The sequence below is a fragment of the Propioniciclava sp. genome, from assembly GCF_047602245.1.
In the GTDB taxonomy this organism is placed as follows: domain Bacteria; phylum Actinomycetota; class Actinomycetes; order Propionibacteriales; family Propionibacteriaceae; genus Propioniciclava.
Map to the genome: position 1 here is coordinate 1432679 of NZ_JASGHT010000001.1, position 18416 is coordinate 1451094.

At 69.1% G+C, this 18416-nt stretch carries 15 protein-coding genes and 2 pseudogenes; 10 read left to right on the forward strand and 7 right to left on the reverse strand.

The features are described from left to right. Complete coding sequence (locus tag QM708_RS06935) at positions 1-2109, forward strand: ABC transporter ATP-binding protein (RefSeq protein ID WP_415111336.1); 2109 nt, start codon at positions 1-3, stop codon at positions 2107-2109. Next, positions 2106-3881, forward strand: a complete 1776-nt coding sequence (locus QM708_RS06940) for an ABC transporter ATP-binding protein (protein WP_415105885.1) — start codon at positions 2106-2108, stop codon at positions 3879-3881. The genes QM708_RS06935 and QM708_RS06940 overlap by 4 nt, the downstream gene beginning before the upstream one ends. A gap of 139 nt (positions 3882-4020) precedes the next feature. Here QM708_RS06940 and QM708_RS06945 read toward each other — a convergent pair whose 3' ends face one another. Then, a complete protein-coding gene (locus QM708_RS06945) occupies positions 4021-4815 on the reverse strand; it encodes a transglutaminase-like domain-containing protein (protein WP_415105887.1) in 795 nt (264 codons plus the stop codon). Positions 4816-5030: 215 nt separating this feature from the next. Between QM708_RS06945 and QM708_RS06950 the strand changes: the two genes are divergently transcribed. After that, positions 5031-5411 carry a hypothetical protein gene (locus QM708_RS06950; RefSeq protein ID WP_415105889.1) on the forward strand — a complete coding sequence of 127 codons (381 nt, stop codon included), beginning with the start codon at positions 5031-5033 and terminating at the stop codon, positions 5409-5411. A gap of 13 nt (positions 5412-5424) precedes the next feature. Here the strand turns inward: QM708_RS06950 and QM708_RS06955 are convergent, their stop codons facing one another. Next, positions 5425-6867, reverse strand: coding sequence for an AMP-binding protein (locus tag QM708_RS06955; RefSeq protein ID WP_415105891.1), 1443 nt, complete (start codon positions 6865-6867; stop codon positions 5425-5427). A gap of 22 nt (positions 6868-6889) precedes the next feature. Beyond that, positions 6890-7132: pseudogene (locus tag QM708_RS06960) on the reverse strand (AMP-binding protein); the annotation flags it as partial. 131 nt (positions 7133-7263) lie between these two features. Between QM708_RS06960 and QM708_RS06965 the strand changes: the two are divergent. Further along, positions 7264-8115 (forward strand): formate/nitrite transporter family protein, encoded by an 852-nt coding sequence (locus tag QM708_RS06965; RefSeq protein ID WP_415105893.1) that lies wholly within the window; start codon positions 7264-7266, stop codon positions 8113-8115. A gap of 70 nt (positions 8116-8185) precedes the next feature. Here the strand turns inward: QM708_RS06965 and QM708_RS06970 are convergent, their stop codons facing one another. Beyond that, positions 8186-9538, reverse strand: coding sequence for a peptidoglycan DD-metalloendopeptidase family protein (locus QM708_RS06970; protein ID WP_415105896.1), 1353 nt, complete (start codon positions 9536-9538; stop codon positions 8186-8188). Between the two features lie 215 nt (positions 9539-9753). Here QM708_RS06970 and QM708_RS06975 point away from each other — a divergent pair, with 215 nt between their 5' ends. From QM708_RS06975 to QM708_RS06985, 3 genes are all read left to right on the forward strand, one after another. Further along, positions 9754-10302: a hypothetical protein gene (locus QM708_RS06975; RefSeq protein WP_415105899.1), complete on the forward strand. Its 549-nt coding sequence runs from the start codon at positions 9754-9756 to the stop codon at positions 10300-10302. 99 nt (positions 10303-10401) lie between these two features. Then, entirely contained in the window at positions 10402-11691 is a 1290-nt protein-coding gene (locus QM708_RS06980; RefSeq protein WP_415105901.1) for a thymidine phosphorylase, read from the forward strand. Between the two features lie 93 nt (positions 11692-11784). Beyond that, on the forward strand, positions 11785-12111 hold the full coding sequence (locus tag QM708_RS06985; protein WP_415105904.1) for a GNAT family N-acetyltransferase: 327 nt from the start codon (positions 11785-11787) through the stop codon (positions 12109-12111). Between the two features lie 135 nt (positions 12112-12246). Here the strand turns inward: QM708_RS06985 and QM708_RS06990 are convergent, their stop codons facing one another. Both QM708_RS06990 and fumC read right to left on the reverse strand, forming a co-directional pair. Further along, a complete protein-coding gene (locus tag QM708_RS06990; protein ID WP_415105907.1) occupies positions 12247-13413 on the reverse strand; it encodes a Fic family protein in 1167 nt (388 codons plus the stop codon). 294 nt (positions 13414-13707) lie between these two features. Next, positions 13708-15105 (reverse strand): class II fumarate hydratase, encoded by a 1398-nt coding sequence (gene fumC / locus QM708_RS06995; protein ID WP_415105910.1) that lies wholly within the window; start codon positions 15103-15105, stop codon positions 13708-13710. 72 nt (positions 15106-15177) lie between these two features. Between fumC and QM708_RS07000 the strand changes: the two genes are divergently transcribed. After that, positions 15178-16077: a DMT family transporter gene (locus QM708_RS07000; protein WP_415105913.1), complete on the forward strand. Its 900-nt coding sequence runs from the start codon at positions 15178-15180 to the stop codon at positions 16075-16077. Positions 16078-16153: 76 nt separating this feature from the next. Next, the gene (locus QM708_RS07005; RefSeq protein ID WP_415105916.1) at positions 16154-17896 is read left to right on the forward strand and encodes a glycoside hydrolase family 13 protein; all 1743 of its coding nucleotides are present in this window, start codon (positions 16154-16156) and stop codon (positions 17894-17896) included. Positions 17897-17948: 52 nt separating this feature from the next. Here QM708_RS07005 and QM708_RS07010 read toward each other — a convergent pair. Continuing rightward, a pseudogene (locus QM708_RS07010) lies at positions 17949-18047 on the reverse strand (transposase); the annotation flags it as partial. A 64-nt stretch (positions 18048-18111) separates the two neighbouring features. On the opposite strand from QM708_RS07010, the gene QM708_RS07015 reads away from it, so the two are divergent. Further along, entirely contained in the window at positions 18112-18402 is a 291-nt protein-coding gene (locus tag QM708_RS07015) for a hypothetical protein (protein ID WP_415105919.1), read from the forward strand. Positions 18403-18416 lie beyond the last annotated feature (14 nt).

The window sequence follows — 18416 nt, forward strand, 5'->3', positions numbered from 1 at the left end:
ATCCTCGCCGGCGTCCTGCAAGGGATCATCACCTTGCTGCAGTTGGCGCCGTTCGTCCTGCTCACCGAACTGGCCCGGCTGATGCTCACCGGCGCCGAGGCGTCCGCGCTGTGGACCGTCGGCATCGCGGCGGTCGTGCTGATGGGGTCCGGGGTGCTGCTCGCGACCGGCTTGCTGCTGTGGTTGCACGCGGTGGACGCCCGCTTCGAGCGCGATGTGCGGCAGCGGCTGCTGGCCAAGCTCGCGCGACTGCCGCTGGGCTGGTTCGACGCGCGCACGTCGGGGCAGGTGAAGCAGATCATCTCCGACGACACGCTGTCGCTGCACTATCTGGTCACCCATGCGGTGCCGGACGCCGTCGCCGCGGTGGTCGCGCCCGTCGCGGTGCTGGTCTACCTGTTCGCGGTCGACTGGCGGATCGCGCTGACCCTGTTCATTCCGGTGCTGGTCTACATCGTGACGATGTGGGCGATGATCGTGGCGTCCGGGCCGAAGACCGGCCAGGCGCAGCGCTGGGCCGAGCGGATGAACAGCGAAGCCGGCGGCTATCTGGAGGGGCAGCCAGTGATCCGGGTGTTCGGCGGCGCGGCGGCGTCCACGTTCAGGGCGCGGCTGGGCGAGTACATCGGATTCCTCAACGACTGGCAGCGTCCGTTCGTGAAGCAGAAGACCGTGATGGACCTGTCCACCCGGCCGGCGACGTTCCTGCTGCTGATCACCGTGATGGGCACCGTGCTGATCACGGGCGGATCGATGGCCCCGGCGTCCCTGTTGCCGTTCCTGATGCTGGGCACCACCTTCGGTGCCCGCCTGCTCGGCATCGGCTACGGCCTCTCGGGTCTGCGCGCCGGCCTCACGGCCGCGCGCCGGATTCAAGTCACCCTCGACGAGCCCGAACTAGAGACGCTCCCCGCGACCGGATCCGGCCCGCACGACGTTGAATGCCGGAAACGTCACACTCATCTATCCAGCGACGGCACTTGCGCCCCGATTCCTGTGACGTATCCGGCAGTAGAAGCCGCGAGCCTCACCACCGACCACCTCGTCACCGCGACGCCCCCGGCGTCCGCACCCCCTCTCGGGCAGGTCGAGTTCGACCGGGTCGGTTTCGCGTACCGTCCCGGCGTCCCGGTGCTGAGCGACATTTCGCTCACCCTCGAACCGGGCACCGTCACCGCGCTGGTCGGGCCGTCCGGATCGGGCAAGTCGACGCTGGCCGCCCTGCTCGCCCGCTTCCACGATGCCGGCGCGGGCGCGATCCGGATCGGCGGCGACGACGTGCGCACGCTGAGCGCCGACGAGTTGTACACCCGGGTCGGTTTCGTCTTCCAGAACAGCCAGCTCGTGCAGGGCACCGTGTTCGAGAACATTGCGCTGGCCAGGCCGGACGCCACCTTCGACGAGGTGCAGGACGCCGCCCGCGCCGCCCAGATCCACGAGCGCATCACCCGGATGCCGGACGGCTACGACACCGTCCTCGGCCCGGACGCCGCCCTGTCCGGCGGGGAACGGCAGCGGCTGACGATCGCCCGGGCGATCCTCGCCGACACGCCGGTGCTCGTCCTCGACGAGGCGACCGCGTTCGCCGATCCCGAGTCGGAATACCTCGTCCAGCGCGCATTGAACCGGCTCACCGCCGGCCGGACCGTCCTGGTGATCGCGCACCGCCTGCACACCATCACGGGCGTGACGCGCATCGTCGTCCTCGACCACGGCCGCATCGCCGAGACCGGCACCCACGACGAACTCCTCGCCCGAGGCGGCCGCTACCGCGACCTCTGGGACGCCGGCTCGCACGCCGAGACCACCCACCGGCCAGCCGACCAAGAACAGGATGGCGAACCCCCAAGCCCTGCCGACCACTTGAATCCCCACGTCGGAGTCGCGGGGCCATCCCACCAGGATCACGACCGAGCCCCAGCGCCAGCCCACCACCAGGGACACAACGAAGGAACCCCGGAAACAGCCCACCACCAGGGTCACACCCGAGCCCCAGAGTCAGCCGCTACGCCGGACGACCAACGCAGCCAGGGTTCAGCACCACCTGACCACGGCGACACAGGACACACTCTCACCGACGCGTCCCCGCTGAAGGAGGCGAACCGATGATCCGCACGCTCATCTCGCTGATGCCCGCCGACAGCCGCGGCGCGGTGGTCGCGCATCTCACCCTCACCGTGTTCGGCGTCCTCACCCGCGCGGTGGGAGCGGTGCTGATGGTTCCCCTCATCGCTGCGCTGTTCGGTCCCACACCGGCGGACGCCTGGGGGTGGGTCGGGGTTCTGGCCCTGGTCACCGCGGCAGGATGGGTGGCCGACTGGTTCGCGGCCAAGATCGGCTACGACCTCGGGTTCGGGCTGCTCGACACCGGACAGCGCGCGATCGCCGACCGGCTCACCCGCATCCGCCTGACCTGGTTCACCGGTGAGAACACCGCGACGGCACGCCAGAGCGTCGCCGCGACCGGGCCGGAGCTGGTGGGGGTCATCATCTATCTGCTCGCGCCGGTGCTGGGGGCGCTGCTGCTGCCCATCGCGATCGGGGTGGCGCTGCTGCCGATCTCGCTCCCGTTGGGCCTGGTGGCGCTGGGCGCCGTGCCGGTGCTGTGGGGCGCCTATGCCGCGGCCGGCCGGCTCGGACGCGGGGCCGACCGGGCGGCGTCCGAGGCCAACAGTGCGTTCACCGAGCGGATCGTCGAGTTCGCCCGCACCCAGCATGCGCTGCGGGCGGCGCGGCGGGTCGACCCCGAGCGGAGCCATGTCGGCGCCGCTCTCGCCTCTCAGCACGGGGCGACGATGCGGCTGCTGCTGATGCAGATTCCCGGTCAGGTGTTGTTCGGCCTGGCCAGCCAACTCGCGCTGGTGGCGCTGGCGGGCACGACGGTGTGGCTCGCGGCGTCAGGGCAGGTGAGCGTGCCCGAGGCGATCGCGCTCATCGTGGTGATCGTGCGCTACCTGGAACCGTTCACCGTGCTCGCCGAGTTGAGCGGTGGCGTGGAGTCCTCGGCCGGGATGCTGCGCAAGCTGCGCGCCGTGCTGGAGGCGCCGCGGGTTCCCGCGGGCACGGAATCGTGGACGGCCGAGGGTGCCGTCGCGGTCGAACTGCGCGGCGTCGGCTTCACCTACGGCGACACACCCCGGGTGAACGGCGAGACCGGCCGTCCCCGGGCAGTCAGCGCCCCGCGCGTGCTGGACGGGCTTGATCTGCGGCTCGAGCCGGGCACCACCACCGCGATCGTTGGGCCGTCAGGCTCGGGCAAGAGCACCATCCTCGCGCTGCTGGCCGGACTGCATGCGCCATCGGAGGGCTTGATCCTGGTCGGTGGGCGCGATGTCGCCACGCTGGACGCCGACGCGCGCCGCCGGCTGGTGAGCGTGGTGTTCCAGCAGCCGTACCTGTTCGACGGAACCATCGGTGAAAACGTGCTGGCCGGGCATCCCGAGGCACCCGCGCAGGCGCTGGCCGCGGCGGGCGAGCTGGCCCAGGTCACCCCCGTGGTGCGGCGCCTGCCGGACGGCTGGGACGCGCGGGTCGGCGAGGGCGGCTCGACGCTGTCGGGAGGCGAACGCCAGCGGGTGTTGATCGCGCGGGCGCTGATCAAGCCGGCGCCGCTGCTGCTGGTCGACGAGGCCACCAGCGCGCTCGACACCGAGAACGAGCGGGCGATCACGGCGGCGCTGACCGGCGACCCGACCCCGCGCACCCGGGTGATCGTCGCTCACCGGCTGGCCAGCATCAGGGCCGCCGACCGGGTCGTGTTCCTGGAGGACGGCCGCATCGTCGAGGACGGCGGCGTCGACGAACTGCTGGCCACCGGTGGGCGTTTCGCCGAGTTCTGGCATCACCAGGACGCCGCATCCGGCTGGCGCCTCGGCGAGTGATCCCGGACTCATCGCGGCCCGGAGAGTCAATCGCTTCACTCAAATATCAGGGGCGGCTCGAAACCTCAGTCCCACTGATGTTTCGGAGGACTCCCCCGAATCGAGCGCAGTGATTTACCGCGCACCCCGGCGTGACTGATCAGCGCAACGCGACCAACTGGGTCAGGTCGTCGCCGGGCAGATCGTCGGCGGCGGCGGTGACGCAGAGCGACGTGAGCACGATCGACCCGCGCAGGGTGCTGAGGAACGCGGTGTCGGCGGCATCCCGCCCGGTCGCGATGCGCAGCAGCGTCTGCCGCGGGGCAAGCGTGGTGGCATCCATCACCCACCATTGCCCGTCGAGGTAGGCCTCGGCGACGGCATGGAAGTCCATCGGTTTGAGCCCGGGCGCGTACACCGCGGCCAGCCGCGCCGGAACGCCGAGGCCGCGCAGCAAGGCGATCACCAGGTGGGCGTAGTCGCGGCAGACGCCTTGGCGGGCGAGATAGGTATCGACGGCGCCGTCGATCGGCTTCGAAGACCCGGGCACATACAGCAGTTTGGCGCCCACCCAGCTCGAGACGGCGTCGAGCAGTTCCTTGCCGTGCAGGTCCTCGAAGTGGGCCTGGGCGACCGGCATCAGCTTGTCGGAGTCGCAGTACCGGCTGGGCCGGGTGTACTCGATGCGGCGTAACTCGTCGGCGGGCTCGATCCCGGCGACGCCGTCGACGGTGGCCTGGTAGCTGACGGCGAGCCGCCCTGGCGGCACGTCGTCGAGCACGTGCAAGCGGCCTCCGTGCGGCGCACGCACCTCGCTGGCCTCAATCGGGGCGCCGTCGAGGGTGATGGTCAGCGACTCCTCGCGGATAAGCCCCTCAGCGACGGCGATGGCGAGCACCAGTTCGGAGGGCATCGTCACGGTGGCCGTCAGCTCGGCGCTCACTGATCGCTGCATGGCGGACATGGTCCCAGAACTGGGCCGTCGCCGGCCCGATGCTCGCATCCCGGCCACGGCGGCGCCGCGGTGAGATGGTCGAAATCTATGTCCAGTTGCGAGACGGCTCCCCGCGACAAGGCATAACGCCGACAGGGCTCGATCTGGACATAGATTTCGACCACTCACCCCGCGACCCACCGGATACCCTGACCGTCGAAACCCGAGGAGGGACCATGCTCACCCGGCTGTTCGCGGCGTGGCCGTACGCGCTGATCCTGGCGGCGCTGTATCTCTTGCTGCCCTGGGCGCACGAGGGCATCGCCCGGGCCACGAACGCCGACGCGTACTACCTCACCGGCGTGATCATCAGCTATTTGTTCTTCTTCAACCCCGGGCTCACCTTCCTGGCCAGCGCGGTCGCCGGTTACCGGCATGGGTTCGCCTGGGTGCTGATCCCGCTCAACGCGCTCGCGATGCTCCCGGTCTCGCTCGTCTTCTATCGCGACATCGAAGGGATGCTCTACGCCCTCCCCTACGCCGTCTTCACGGTGCTGGGTCTGCTCTCCGGCTGGGGACTGCACACATTCCTGGTGCGCCGGGGCAGCATCGCCTGAGCCGACCCGCTCCTCAGCCGAGCGGCATCGGGGTGAGCGGGGCGATCTGCTCACGCACGGACGCCCGCAGCACCTTACCGAGCATCGAGGTGGGCAACGCGTCGACGAGATAGAACGCCCGCGGCACCTTGTAGCCGGTCAACCGTTCCTTGCACCACGCGCGCAGGTCGTCGGCGCTGAGCCGCACCTCGGGCTCACCGACGATGGCGGCCACCACCCGCTCGCCGCCGTGCTCGGCGTTCGGCACCCCCACCACGGCCACCTGCCGGACGCCCGAGTGCAGGGCGAGCACCTGCTCGACCTCCGACGGCGCCACATTGAAACCGCCGGTGATGATCAACTCCTTGACCCGGTCGACGAGGGTCGTGAAGCCGTCGGCATCCACCACGACGACATCACCGGTGCGCAGCCAGCCACCCGGCAACAACGTCTTGGCCGTTTCTTCGTCGTTGCGCCAGTAGCCGCCGAACACCTGCGGGCCACGAATCAGCAGCTCGCCCCGTTCGCCCGGCGCGACGTCGCGGGCCGGGTCCTCGGTGTCGACCACCCGCATCCAGGTGCTCGGGAACGGGAGTCCGATCGTCCCGGTCCGGCGGCTGGGCGCGAACGGGTTGCCCAGACACACCGGGGACGCCTCCGTCATCCCGTACCCCTCCACCAGCAGGCCGCCCGACACCGACTCCCACAACTCCACGGTCGAATCCGGCAGCGTCATCGCCCCCGAGATGCAGTACTTGGCGGCGCGCAGGCTGATGCCGCGCTCCTGGGCACGCCGCGCGGTGGCCTCGTAGATCGGCGGCACCGCGCAATAGACGGTGGGCGGATGCTTGCGGGCGGCGTCCAGCACCAGGTCGACATCGAAGGACGGGAACAGCACCAGCCGGCCCTGCTTGAGGACGCCGTAGGTGAGGAACAGGGTCATGCCGAACGCGTGGAACATCGGCAGGATCGCGTAGAAGACTTCTTCGCGGTACTGCGCGCCGTGCATCCACGCCTCACCCTGCAGCGCGTTCGAGAACAGGTTCTTGTGGGTGAGCATGGCGCCCTTCGGCTGCCCGGTGGTGCCGGAGGTGTACTGGATCACCGCCACGTCGTTCACCGACGGATGCGGATGGCCGGCGGGCAGCCGGGGTGCCGACAGCAGCCGTTCCCAGCTCATCGTGCCGGACGCCGGGCGGGTGAGCCGGTTACGGGTGGCGCGCAGCTTGGGGACGGGCAGGCCAAGAGCGAGCCGCTTGACGAGCGGGAACGCGCGCAGCAGGTTGACCGCCACGATCCGGTCGAAGGTGACGTCGCCGGGCATCGCGTGCAGCTTCTCGACGGCGGCGTCCCAGGCGATGACGACGCGAGCGCCATGGTCCTCGAACAGGTGCCGCAGTTCGCGCTCGGTGTACAGCGGATTGTGCTCGACGACGACCGCCCCCCAGCCGCAGGGTGGCGTAGAAGGCGACCACATGCTGGGGGCAGTTGGGCAGCATGAGCGCGACCCGATCGCCGGCGCGGACGCCGAGCCGGCGCAGTCCCTCGGCTGCACGCTCGATCTGCTCGCCGAGTTGTGCGTAGGTGGTCTCCCGTCCGAAGAACTCGGTGGCGACACGGTCGCCTGCTTCTGCGACGGACCGCTGGTACAGCGCGACTAGCGAATCGGTGGGCTCCTCGATCTGAGCCGGCACCCCGGGCTGGTAATGGCGGACCCAGGGCTGCGGCATCGTGGAGGTCATAGGCCCATCTTGTCGGTTCGGCCCACGACACGTGCGCAGATGCCCGAAGCGGCCGGGCCGGGCGACACCACACGTCTCAGCGTCACCGAAAAAACCGCAGGGGGGTGTCAGCAACTGCCAAAGTGGGCATCATGACGTCACCCGACACCTCCAAGCTGTTCCCGGGCCGGTTCTTCATCGACAGCGTTCTGGACGCCGCGGACACGAAGATCGCGATGTCGCGCAACATCACCATCCAGTACCTGCAACGTGCGGCGATGGCGGGGATCCTGATCGGGATGTTCTACAGCGCCTACTACGCCGTCGTGGGCACCTTCGCCGGCATCCCGGCCAGCGATGCCGTCTCGTTCGAGGGTCTGGGCAAGTTCCTGGGGGCGCTCGTGTTCGGGTGGGCGCTGGTGTTCATCTACTTCACCAAGTCCGAGCTGCTCACCTCGAACATGATGCTGACCTCGATCGCGGTCTACTACAAGCGGGTCAAGGTCTCACGCGCGGCCACGCTGCTGGCGCTGTGCTTCGTGGGCAACTTCCTGGGTGGGCTGCTGCTCGCGCTCCTGCTCAAGTTCTCTTCGATGCCGTCGGAGGCCGCACTTGAACAGATGCTGCACTCGGTCGACACCAAGCTCGGATATGTGACCTCGGCCAGCGGCATGGGCGATCTGTTCGTGCGCGCCGTCTTGTGTAATTTGATGATCAACGTCGCGATGCTGCTGGTCTACAACGGCTTCATCAAGGACGCGATCACCATGGCCCTCGCGATGGGCATGTCGGTGTTCATCTTCGCCTTCACCGGCCTGGAGCACTCGGTCGCCAACACCGTCCTGTTCACCATCGTCGGCCTCAAGCACGGCATCGATGTCGGCCTGGCCGCGGGCAACGTCGCGATCGCGCTGCTCGGCAACTTCATCGGCGGCGGGTTCCTGATCGGCGTCTACTACGCCTACGTCAACGACACCCGCCGCATCCATCCGCACGACGACTGACGCCGCCGGCGTCCGGTACCTACACGAAGCGGCCCGCGAGAACGTTCTCTCGCGGGCCGCTTCGGGTAGGTCAGGGGATGTAGTTCATCGGGTTGACCGGTGTGCCGTTTTCGTAGACCTGCAAGTGCAGATGGCAGCCGGTCGACAAGCCGGTGGTACCGACCGTGCCCAGGTACTCGCCCATCGACACCTTCTGGCCGGCCTTGACCGCCATCGATGACATGTGCGCGTAGCCGGTCATCAGCGAACGCCCGCCGATCACACCGTGATCGACGACCACGTAGTTGCCGAATCCTCCCTGCACCCGTGCGGACGCGACGGTGCCCGACTGCGCGGCATACAACGGCGTACCGCAGGCGGCACCGAAGTCTGTGCCGTTGTGCTGGCGCCAGTACTTCAGGATCGGGTGGAAGCGCTGACCGAACGGCGAACCCGGCCTGGCCTTGACGGGCCGGATGAACCCCTTCTCACTCAGGACGCGCTGCGGCCCGTCGGCAACCAGCGGGTAGCCGGCCGGGTTCCGAGAGATCGCCCCGGCCGCGACGAGCGCGGCGATATCGTCGCGGGAGAGCCCGCCGGCGAGGTTCCCGCCCGCACGCTGCACCAGCTCGGCCTGGATGGACGCTTCCTCGGCCTGCAGTTCGGCGAAGCGGGCCAAGTCGTCGGCGAGCGCCTTCTCGGCGGCCTGTTGCAGTTCGGCGTTGCGGGCGACCAGGTCCTGCACCGCGGCCTCTTGCGCGACGGCCTCCGCTTCGAGACTTTGCTGGGTGGCGACGAGCTCTTCGGCCTGCTTCTTGCTGGCGGCGATGCTCGCCTCGACGGCGGCCTGCTCGCGTTCGGCCTGCTCCAAGCGCGCCTGAAGCACCTTGAGTTCTGCCAGCCGCTGGTTGGTGGTGTCGAAGATGGTCGTGTCCCATTGCAGGCGCTGGCTGGCTTCGGCCATCGTCTCGGCCCCGAGCACGACACCGAGTCCGGTGAGACTGGTCTGCTTCTGGTAGGACTCGCGCGCCGCCTCCGCCATGCGTTCGCGCTGCTCGTCCGCCCGCTCGCGGGCCTCATCGGCGGCGGCCTTCGCCGCTCGCAGCAGTTCCTGCTCTTGGGCGAGACGGACGGCCAGTGCGGCGTCCTGCTTCTTCGCCTCCTCGAGCGCGGCGCGGGTGCTGGCCAGGCGGTCGTGAGCCTCGGCGAGTTGGGTCTGCGCCGCCTCCAGCGCGGCGGACGCCTGCTCGAGTTCGCCGGTCTGCTCGTGGATCTGGTCCCGGGCGGCCTCCACCTCGGCTTTGACCTGGTCGCGCCGCTCGGTGAGCGGGCTGGCGAGCGCGGGGGTGATGACGCCGAGGGCGAGGGCGATGCTCAGGGCTCCGGCCGCGAGCGCGCTGCGCCTGCGACGAAAGGGAGCCTCGGAGCAGGCGGGGGGTGACACCTGTCGCACGTGAGACCTTCACTTGAGGAACGAGAATCGTGCCTGAGGGTATCTCTCCGGGGCGTGGCCGAGGAGGGTTCGGTCCGGGTGTCTCACCCGCGGCGGCACCAACTCTTCACATTGCGTGAGTTCGGGCATCCGGGGAGCGGGCGTTTCCGGAGCCCGGATGGCACCCCCATGGCCCCGTTGCTGCCGCGGCGTGGCAGGATGACGGCATGCCGGAGACGTTGCCGATCACCCTGTTCACCCCCGTGCCGCCGATGCGGGCGGCGTCCGTCTCGAGCGTGCGCGAAGCCATGGAACAGGTGGCCCCCGGGCGTCCGGTGTCGATCGAAGTGCTGCCGGACGGGGTGCGGATCCAGGCGCACAAGCGTGGCGACGAGGTGCGGGTATTCGACGCCTCGGGCACGGACGTCACCGACGCGATGCCCGCGGTGGTGTCCGCCATCACCAGCGCGGACGCCGAGGCACTGGTCGTCGAGGGCTTCGCGGTCGGCGAGAATGCCACGCCGGCCTTCACCGACGCGCTGCTCCTCGACGCACCGCTGCTCACCCGGCCGCTGTCGGAGCGGACGTCCGCGCTCGCCGAGCTGATGCCGGTCGCGCAGATGAACCAGGCGACCATCACCGATCAGCCGGTCATCGCTGACGCGTTCGCCTCCCATGTGCGCGCCCAGGGCCATCCGGCAGTCGTGGTGAAATCGCTCGATTCGCGCTACCAGCCGGGCACGACGGACGCCTGGGCCGAGGTCGTGTTCAGGTAGGACGCCGCGGGGGCCCGCCGCCAACAAGCCGGGTATCGCGATGTGGCCGTGTGGCACCGGCGCCCCGGCCGTGCCAGGTCGCGAGGCTAGGCTCGGTTCATGGAACCGTTCGCCGCCGTCGACGTCATCCGGGCCAAGCGGGACGGGGGCGTGTTGAGCCCCGAACAGATCGACTGGGTGGTGGACGCCTACACGCGCGGCATGGTGGCCGAGGAGCAGATGGCCTCGCTGGCGATGGCGATCTTCCTCAACGGCATGGACCGGGTTGAAACCTCCCGGTGGACCGCCGCGATGATCGCCTCCGGCGAGCGGCTCGACTTCACCGTGCTGGGCGCGACCGCCGACAAGCACTCCACCGGCGGGGTGGGCGACAAGATCACCCTGCCGTTGGTGCCGCTGGTGGCAAGCTTCGGCGTCCGGGTGCCGCAGTTGTCGGGGCGCGGGCTGGGGCACACGGGCGGCACCCTCGACAAGCTGGAATCGATCCCCGGATGGCGGGCCGATCTGGCCGGCGGCGAGATGATGACGATCCTGCGCGAGGTGGGCGGCGTGATCTGCGCGGCGGGTTCGGGGCTGGCGCCGGCCGACAAGAAGCTGTACGCGCTACGCGACATCACCGCCACCGTCGACTGCATTCCGCTGATCGCCAGTTCGATCATGAGCAAGAAGATCGCCGAGGGCACCGGTGCGCTGGTGCTCGACGTGAAGACCGGGTCGGGCGCATTCATGCGCGACGAATCCGCCGCGCGGGAGCTGGCCCGCACCATGGTCGACCTCGGCACGGACGCCGGGCTGCCCACCGTCGCGCTGCTCACCGACATGTCCACCCCGCTCGGGCTCACCGTCGGCAACGCCCTCGAAGTACGCGAATCGGTCGAGGTGCTGGCCGGCGGCGGGCCCGCCGATGTGGTGGAGCTGACCCTCGCGCTGGCCCGCGAAATGCTCGCCGCCGCAGGCCGGCCGGACGCCGATGTCGAGGCCGCGCTGCGCGACGGCCGGGCGATGGATGTGTGGCGCCGGATGATCTCGGCCCAAGGTGGCGATCCGGACACCGCATTGCCCCTCGCGGCGCACACCCATATGGTGCGGGCCCAAGCCGACGGCGTCCTGGCGTCGATGGACGCCTACCCGGTGGCCGTCGCCGCGTGGCGCCTGGGCGCGGGCCGGGCCCGCAAAGAGGATTCGGTCGACTTCGCCGCGGGTGTCGAGTTGCACGCCAAGCCCGGGGACGCCGTCCGGGCCGGCGATCCGGTGCTGACCCTGCACACCTCGAACGAGGCCACCTTCCCGCGGGCGTTGGAGTCCCTCGATGGTGCGCTGGTGTGGGCGCCCGCAGACACCGAGGTGCCCCGGCGCCCGCTCGTCCTCGACCGGATCGCCGCTAGCTGAGTCGTCGATGCAGGACCCAGGTGACCAGACGCACCCGAATCTTGCATGGTCGGCGCCCTGACGCAGGCCGAGGCGTCCGCGTTACCCTTGGTCATGGCTACCCAGAACGAACTCAGCATTGTCGACAATCCCGAACGACGCCGCTTCGAGGCTCGCGACGGCCGCAAGCTGGCCGGGTGGGCCGAATACGAGGAGACGGCCGAGTTGATCGTCTTCACGCACACCAACGTCAACCCCGAGTGGGAGGGCAAGGGCGTCGGCAGCACCCTGGTGCGCTCGGTGCTCGACTTCGCCCGTGAACAGCACATGCGCGTCCTGCCGCTGTGCCCCTTCGTGCGCACCTGGATCGACCGCCACCCCGACTACGCCGACCTGGTCTTCCATCCCGACAACGGCAGCACGGACGCCGCCGGCGCCTGACCACACGGGCCCAACGCAGACCAGTTGCAAGTAAAACGCCGTTTTAGTTGCAACTGTGCGCACCAGTGCCAAGCCGGAGTTGCACCTGCGGCGTCCAGAACCAAGTAAAACGGCGTTTTGGTTGCAACTGTGCGGTCACGCGTAGGTCCAGGGAGCTTCAATGATGTCGAGCACCTCGTGCGCCACCCAGTACATCCGCCCACCCGGCCCTCGGACCTCAACTTGCTGAAGCCAGCCGCGCGCGACGGCGTCCTTGATGACGTTGCGCGCACCTTGAGGCGTGAGCCCGGTGTGGCGCTGCAGGCGTGCCACCGTGAGGAACGGGTTGCCGAAGATCAGCTCGACCAGTGAGTACAGGCTCGAACGGGACGCGCTGGCGTCGGTCATGTAACGCTCACGAAGGGCGACCAACCGCTCCGCGCGGGCGACGGCGTCATCAGCCGACCGGCGTACGGCCGTGAGGAAGAACTGCAGCCACTGCTGGATCTCGCCCTCCTCACGCACACGCTGGAGGCGCTCGTAATACTCCTGGCGGTGCCGTTCGAGGTAGCCGGACAGATACAGCAGCGGAGTCTCGAGCCGGCCTTCCTCCAGCAGCATCAGGTTCACCAGCAGGCGCCCGATCCTCCCGTTGCCGTCGAGGAACGGATGAATGGTCTCGAACTGGTAGTGCATCAACCCGCACCGGATCAGCGTCGGCAGATCACCAGGGGTGTTGACGAACGACTCCCAGTCACCGAGCAGTCTCGGGATCTCTTCGGGCAAGGGCGGAACATAGGGTGCGGTGTCCGGGCTGTCGGTGGGTGAGCCGACCCAGACCGGGCTGCGCCTGAACTCCCCGGGCGAACGCTCCTGCCCGCGGACGCCCGACAGCAGCGTGTGATGGAGTTGCAGGATCATGCGCTGGCTGATCGGCAGTGTCCTGATCAGGCGATAGCCCTCACGCGTGGCCGCGATATAGCGCTCCACCTCGGCGACATCCTCATTGGGAGCCGCGGCGCCGTCCGCCTCCGCCTGGAGCACCTCGGACAGAGACGTCTGCGTTCCCTCGATGCGCGAACTCGCGACGGCTTCATGCGTGAGGTAGGGGCCGAGGAGAAGCTCGGGATCCTTGATGAGCGCACCGAGCCCCTGCAGTCGCCCCAATGAGGCATCGGCATCCGACAGCGCGCGGATGGTGCTGGTCGCCAGCGGCAGATCGCGGGGGATCTCTGCCGGACTGAAGTACCAGAAGGCCCACTTCTTGCCCGGCTCTCGGACGGCCTCGCCGAAGGTCGGCGCAGTGAAGCGATGGGGATCCACACGGCGACAGTAGCAAGTAAAACGGCGTTTTAGTTGCAACTGTGCGCACCAGTGCCAAGTCGGAGTGGCACCTGCGGCGTCCAGAACCAAGTAAAACGGCGTTTTACTTGCACCTGCACCACTGGCGAACCCTCACGCATCCCCGATGCGGGCGTCTGCTCAACTCCCGCGCACGAAAAGAACCGTTGCGCATGAAATTTCGTGCGCAACGGTTCAACTCGTAGGCGTGGGCGTCCGGCCCATCTCGCCGCCCTCACCCGGGGCAGTCACGCCAGGGTGAGGGCGGCGTCGGAATCAGCCGGCGGAGGGGTGGGTCATGTCCATCGGCACCACCCAGGCGTCGAACTCCTCGGCCGTCAGCTTGCCCGAACGCAGCGCGGCCTCGCGCAGCGTGGAGCCGGTCTTGTTGGCATCCTTGGCGATCGCGGCGGCAGCGTCGTAGCCGATGTGGCGGTTGAGCGCGGTCACCAGCATCAGGTTCGACGACAGGTTCGCCTCGATGCGCTCGTGGTTCGGCTCCAGGCCGCTCACGCAGTGCTCGTTGAACGACTTGGCCGAATCGGCCAGCAGACGGATCGACTCCAGCACGGCGTGCGCCATCACCGGCTTGAACACGTTGAGCTGGAAGTTGCCCTGGCTACCGGCGAAGCCGACGGTCACGTCGTTGCCCGCCACCCGGGCCGCCACCATGGTGACCGCCTCGGACTGGGTCGGGTTGACCTTGCCCGGCATGATCGAGCTGCCCGGCTCGTTCTCGGGGATGCGGAGTTCGCCGATGCCGTTGCGCGGGCCGGAGGCGTACCAGCGCACGTCGTTGGCGATCTTCATCATCGCGCCGGACAGCACACGGAGAGCCCCGTGCACCTCGACCAGCGAGTCGTGCGCCGACAGGGACGCGAACAGGTTGGACGCCTGGTGGAACTCCAGTCCGGTCTCCTCGGAGATCTTCTTGGCGGTGAGGACGCCGAAATCGGGGTGGGCGTTGAGGCCGGTACCGACCGCGGTGCCGCCGATGGCGAGATCGCGGGCGCGGGAGTCGGCGTGCTTGATGCCGTCGAGGGCGAAGTCGAGCTGCGCGACCCAGCCGCCGATGACCTGGCCGAGCGTGACCGGGGTGGCGTCCTGCAGGTGGGTGCGGCCCACCATGACGACCCCGGCGTACTCCTCGGCCTTGGCCGCGAGCACGTCGCGCAGATCCTGAACCGGGGCGTACAGCCGCGAGTTGAGCTCGCACACCACGGCGATGTGCATGGCGGTCGGGAAGGTGTCATTGCTCGACTGGCCACGGTTGACGTGGTCGTTGGGGTGAACGGGCTTCTTCGAGCCGCGCTCGCCGCCGGCCAACTCGATGGCGCGGTTGCTGATCACCTCGTTGGAGTTCATATTCGACTGGGTGCCGGAACCGGTCTGGAACACCACCAGCGGGAACTGGTCGTCCAGTTCGCCGGCGATCACCTCGTCGGCGGCGCGGACGATCAGATCGGCGATGTCGGCCGGCAGTTCGCCCAGTTCACCGTTGGCCTGGGCGGCGGCCTTCTTCAGGACGCCGAGGGCGTGCACCATCGCACGGCCCCAGACGAACGTGTCGCGACCGATGTCGAAGTTTCCGACCGAGCGCTGCGTCTGAGCGCCCCAGTAGGCGTCTTCGGGCACCTCAATGGGGCCCATGCTGTCCGTTTCGATGCGGGTCATACCTAATGATCGCGCGCACCCGGGTTCCGGCCCAAGCGCGGACGACCCGGCCCGGGATGGCACCATGTCCCGGTGACTCAGACCTCTCGTAGCGGCCTCGGCTGGCTCGTCCTCGCGGCGGTGTGCTGGGGCACCTCGGGCACGCTCGGAGTCGGGCTGCGCGAGGCGTCCGGACTGGGGCTGCTCGCCGCGGGCGGCTACCGGCTGCTGGTCGGTGGGCTGCTGATGGCCGGGTTCGCCCTGGCCAGGAACAGGTTGCGGCTGCCGCGGACGGCGGTGGGCTGGCGCCGCATCGCGGCGCTGGGGCTGGCCACCAGCGTCTTCCAGGCGGCCTTCTTCTCCTCGATCGGCTTCGTCGGGGTGGCCGTGGCGACGCTGGTCACGATCGGCTCCTCCCCCGCGATGGTGCTGGCCGTCGAGGCGTCCACCGGCCGCCAGCGGCTCACCGGACGCCTCGGGCTCGCGCTGGCCGCCGCCATGGCTGGGCTCGCCCTGCTCGCCGGTTCGCCACCGGCGGGGCTCGCGGTGCAGGACGCCGTGATCGGCACCGCGCTCGCGCTCACCGCGGGCGCCGCCTTCGCGACGATCAGCCTGCTGGGCGCCAACCCGGTCGAGGACTTCGACCACACCACCGGCACCGGGCTGGCCTTCCTGGGCGGCGGCGTCCTGGTGCTGACGGGCGCGGCGGTGACCGACCACATCGCCTTCACCCCTTCGCTCGCGTCAGTGGCGCTGCTGATCGCGATGGGGCTGATCCCCTCGGCGGTCGCCTACCTGGCCTACTTCCACGGGCTGCGCACCCAGACCGGAACGGTGGGCGCGGTGGTGTCGCTGCTGGAGCCGACCACCGCCACCATCCTGGCCGCGGTGGTGCTCGGCGAACGGCTGATGCTGCCGGCGCTGGGCGGTGCTGTCCTGCTCGTCACCGCCGTCCTGCTGACCGCCTTGCCCGCACGCGCCACGACCGCTTGAGCCCACCCTTTCCACCAGGCGGACGCCCGAGACTCGACTTTGACCGCGGCCCGAATCAACTAGGACGCTTGTCGTCATGAGCAACGCCGCGCCCGTGAACACCGCGCCTTCCGCACCCGCTTTCAACGATCCCGACTGGTGGCGCCATGCCGTCGTCTACCAGGTTTATCCGCGTTCCTTCGCCGACGCGAACAATGACGGCACCGGCGACGTCCGGGGCATCATCTCCAAGCTTCCCTACCTGTCCGAGCTGGGCATCGACGCGATCTGGGTGAGCCCCTGGTACCCGTCGCCGTTGCTGGACGGCGGCTACGACGTCGCCGACTACTGCGACATCTCCCCCGACTTCGGCACCCTCGCCGACGCCGAGGAGCTGATCGAGAAGGCTCATGCGCTGGGCATCCGGGTGCTGATCGACCTGGTGCCCAACCACTCCTCGTGGGATCACCCGCTGTTCAAGGCCGCGCTGGCCGCCGGCCCCGGATCACCCGAGCGCGACCTGTACATCTTCCGCGACGGCAAGGGCGAGAACGGCGAACTGCCGCCCAACAACTGGGGCAGCCTGTTCGGCGGTCCGGCCTGGACGCGCACCACCAACGCCGACGGGACGCCCGGGCAGTGGTACCTGCACATGTTCGACATCTCCCAGCCGGACTGGAACTGGGAGCACCCGCAGGTGCTGGAACTGTTCGATAACGTGCTGCGGTTCTGGTTCGACCGTGGCGTCGACGGTTTCCGGATCGACGTCGCCGATTCGATGACCAAGGATCAGGCGCTGCCGGACGTCCGCCTCTCGCCCGAGACCGGCTTCGGCGCCAACGACAAGCATGTCGGCTCGCCCAACTGGGACTACCCGGGCCTGGCCGACATTCAGCGCCGCTGGCGCCGGATCGCCGACGAGTACGCCGGCACCCCGCTGGGCGGCCGCGTGTTCGTCGCCGAGGCCTACCTGAGCCCGGTCGAGCGCCTGGTCGAGTACGTGCGCCCCGACCGCCTGCACACCACCTTCAACTTCGACGCGCTGCTGTCGGAGTGGTCGGCCGGCTCGCAGCGCGCCGTCATCGACCACACCCTGCCGGCGCACGAGTCGGTGGGTGCCCCCGCCACCTGGGTGCTCGGCAACCACGACAACACCCGGGTCGTCACCCGGTACGGCAAGGCGATCACCGGCGTCGACTTCACCCGTCGCGCCGAGCACGAGGACGAGTCGGTCGAGCCGCTCGACCTGAGCGCGCAGCTGCACGAGATGCCCACCGATGTTCCGCTCGGACGCCGCCGCGCCCGCGCCGCCGCCCTGCTGGAGCTGGCCCTGCCCGGTGGCGCCTACGTCTACCAGGGCGAGGAACTCGGCCTCGACGAGGTCGAGGACATTCCCGAGGCGCTGCTGCAGGATCCGACCTGGGAGCGTTCCGGTCACCGCAGGCGCGGTCGCGACGGCTGCCGCGTCCCGCTGCCGTGGTCCGGCGACGCCGCCCCGTTCGGGTTCGGTACGGACGCCGAGGCCTGGCTCCCGCAGCCGGCGCACTGGGCCGAGGCGACCGCCGCCAAGCAGGACGCCGATCCGGCGTCCACGCTCAACCTCTACCGCGCCGCGCTTCGGCTGCGCCGCGCGCGGACCGACTTCCGCGACGGCGTCCTGGCCTGGCATGCGCTGAATGAGGGCGACGTGCTCGCCTTCACCCGCGGTGAAACCCTGGTCGTGGTGAACTTCGGCGCTTCGCCGGTCGCGCTGCCCGCTGGTGAGGTGCTGCTCACCTCGGCCCCGCTGGTCGACGGCCAGCTGCCGACGGACGCCTCCGCCTGGATCGCCCTGGCCTGACACCCGGCATCACCCACGGCCCCGGGGGGGGCGACACTGCCCTCCCGGGACCGTTCACCGACTCGATCGCGTTGGTGGCGCACATGATCCGGCGAATCTCGCGGTCGAACTGCAAGAATGGAACGAACTCCGCCCAAGCGTTCTCCCACAGCCACTAACCATGAGATACACCGTTAATTTGACAGCCCCTGCCACCCGAACCTAAAAGGAATGTGATGGACGCCGAACGAGAGTCAACTATGGAAGAATCGCCGGCGCTCTCGGCCGCAAGGGTGGACCCGAGAGATGTAAATTGGGAAGACTTGCATCCGGTTTTCCGTGTCTACTTCACGGAGGCGGACGGTTCGACCGACGAATGGCGCATTTCACAGGCTGGCAGTGTCGAGAAGGTGTTGACGTGGGCAGAGCGCGAAAGCGATGCCAGGGCCCAAACCATCTACGTCGAAGTGCGCGGCGCCATGGAGACAGGTTTGGTTTGCATAGCCCACAAGCCGGGGGCGCGCTGAGGTCGCACGCCCCC

Bases quoted from the DNA above. Each gene is read 5' to 3' on its own strand.
- QM708_RS06965 (WP_415105893.1), top strand. From the start codon at position 7,264: ATGACGTCACCCGACACCTCCAAGCTGTTCCCGGGCCGGTTCTTCATC.
- fumC (WP_415105910.1), bottom strand. From the start codon at position 15,105: ATGACCCGCATCGAAACGGACAGCATGGGCCCCATTGAGGTGCCCGAA.
- QM708_RS06985 (WP_415105904.1), top strand. From the start codon at position 11,785: ATGGCTACCCAGAACGAACTCAGCATTGTCGACAATCCCGAACGACGC.
- QM708_RS06975 (WP_415105899.1), top strand. From the start codon at position 9,754: ATGCCGGAGACGTTGCCGATCACCCTGTTCACCCCCGTGCCGCCGATG.
- QM708_RS07005 (WP_415105916.1), top strand. From the start codon at position 16,154: ATGAGCAACGCCGCGCCCGTGAACACCGCGCCTTCCGCACCCGCTTTC.
- QM708_RS07015 (WP_415105919.1), top strand. From the start codon at position 18,112: ATGGACGCCGAACGAGAGTCAACTATGGAAGAATCGCCGGCGCTCTCG.
- QM708_RS06955 (WP_415105891.1), bottom strand. From the start codon at position 6,867: ATGTGGTCGCCTTCTACGCCACCCTGCGGCTGGGGGGCGGTCGTCGTC.
- QM708_RS06950 (WP_415105889.1), top strand. From the start codon at position 5,031: ATGCTCACCCGGCTGTTCGCGGCGTGGCCGTACGCGCTGATCCTGGCG.
- QM708_RS06940 (WP_415105885.1), top strand. From the start codon at position 2,106: ATGATCCGCACGCTCATCTCGCTGATGCCCGCCGACAGCCGCGGCGCG.
- QM708_RS06945 (WP_415105887.1), bottom strand. From the start codon at position 4,815: ATGCAGCGATCAGTGAGCGCCGAGCTGACGGCCACCGTGACGATGCCC.
- QM708_RS06980 (WP_415105901.1), top strand. From the start codon at position 10,402: ATGGAACCGTTCGCCGCCGTCGACGTCATCCGGGCCAAGCGGGACGGG.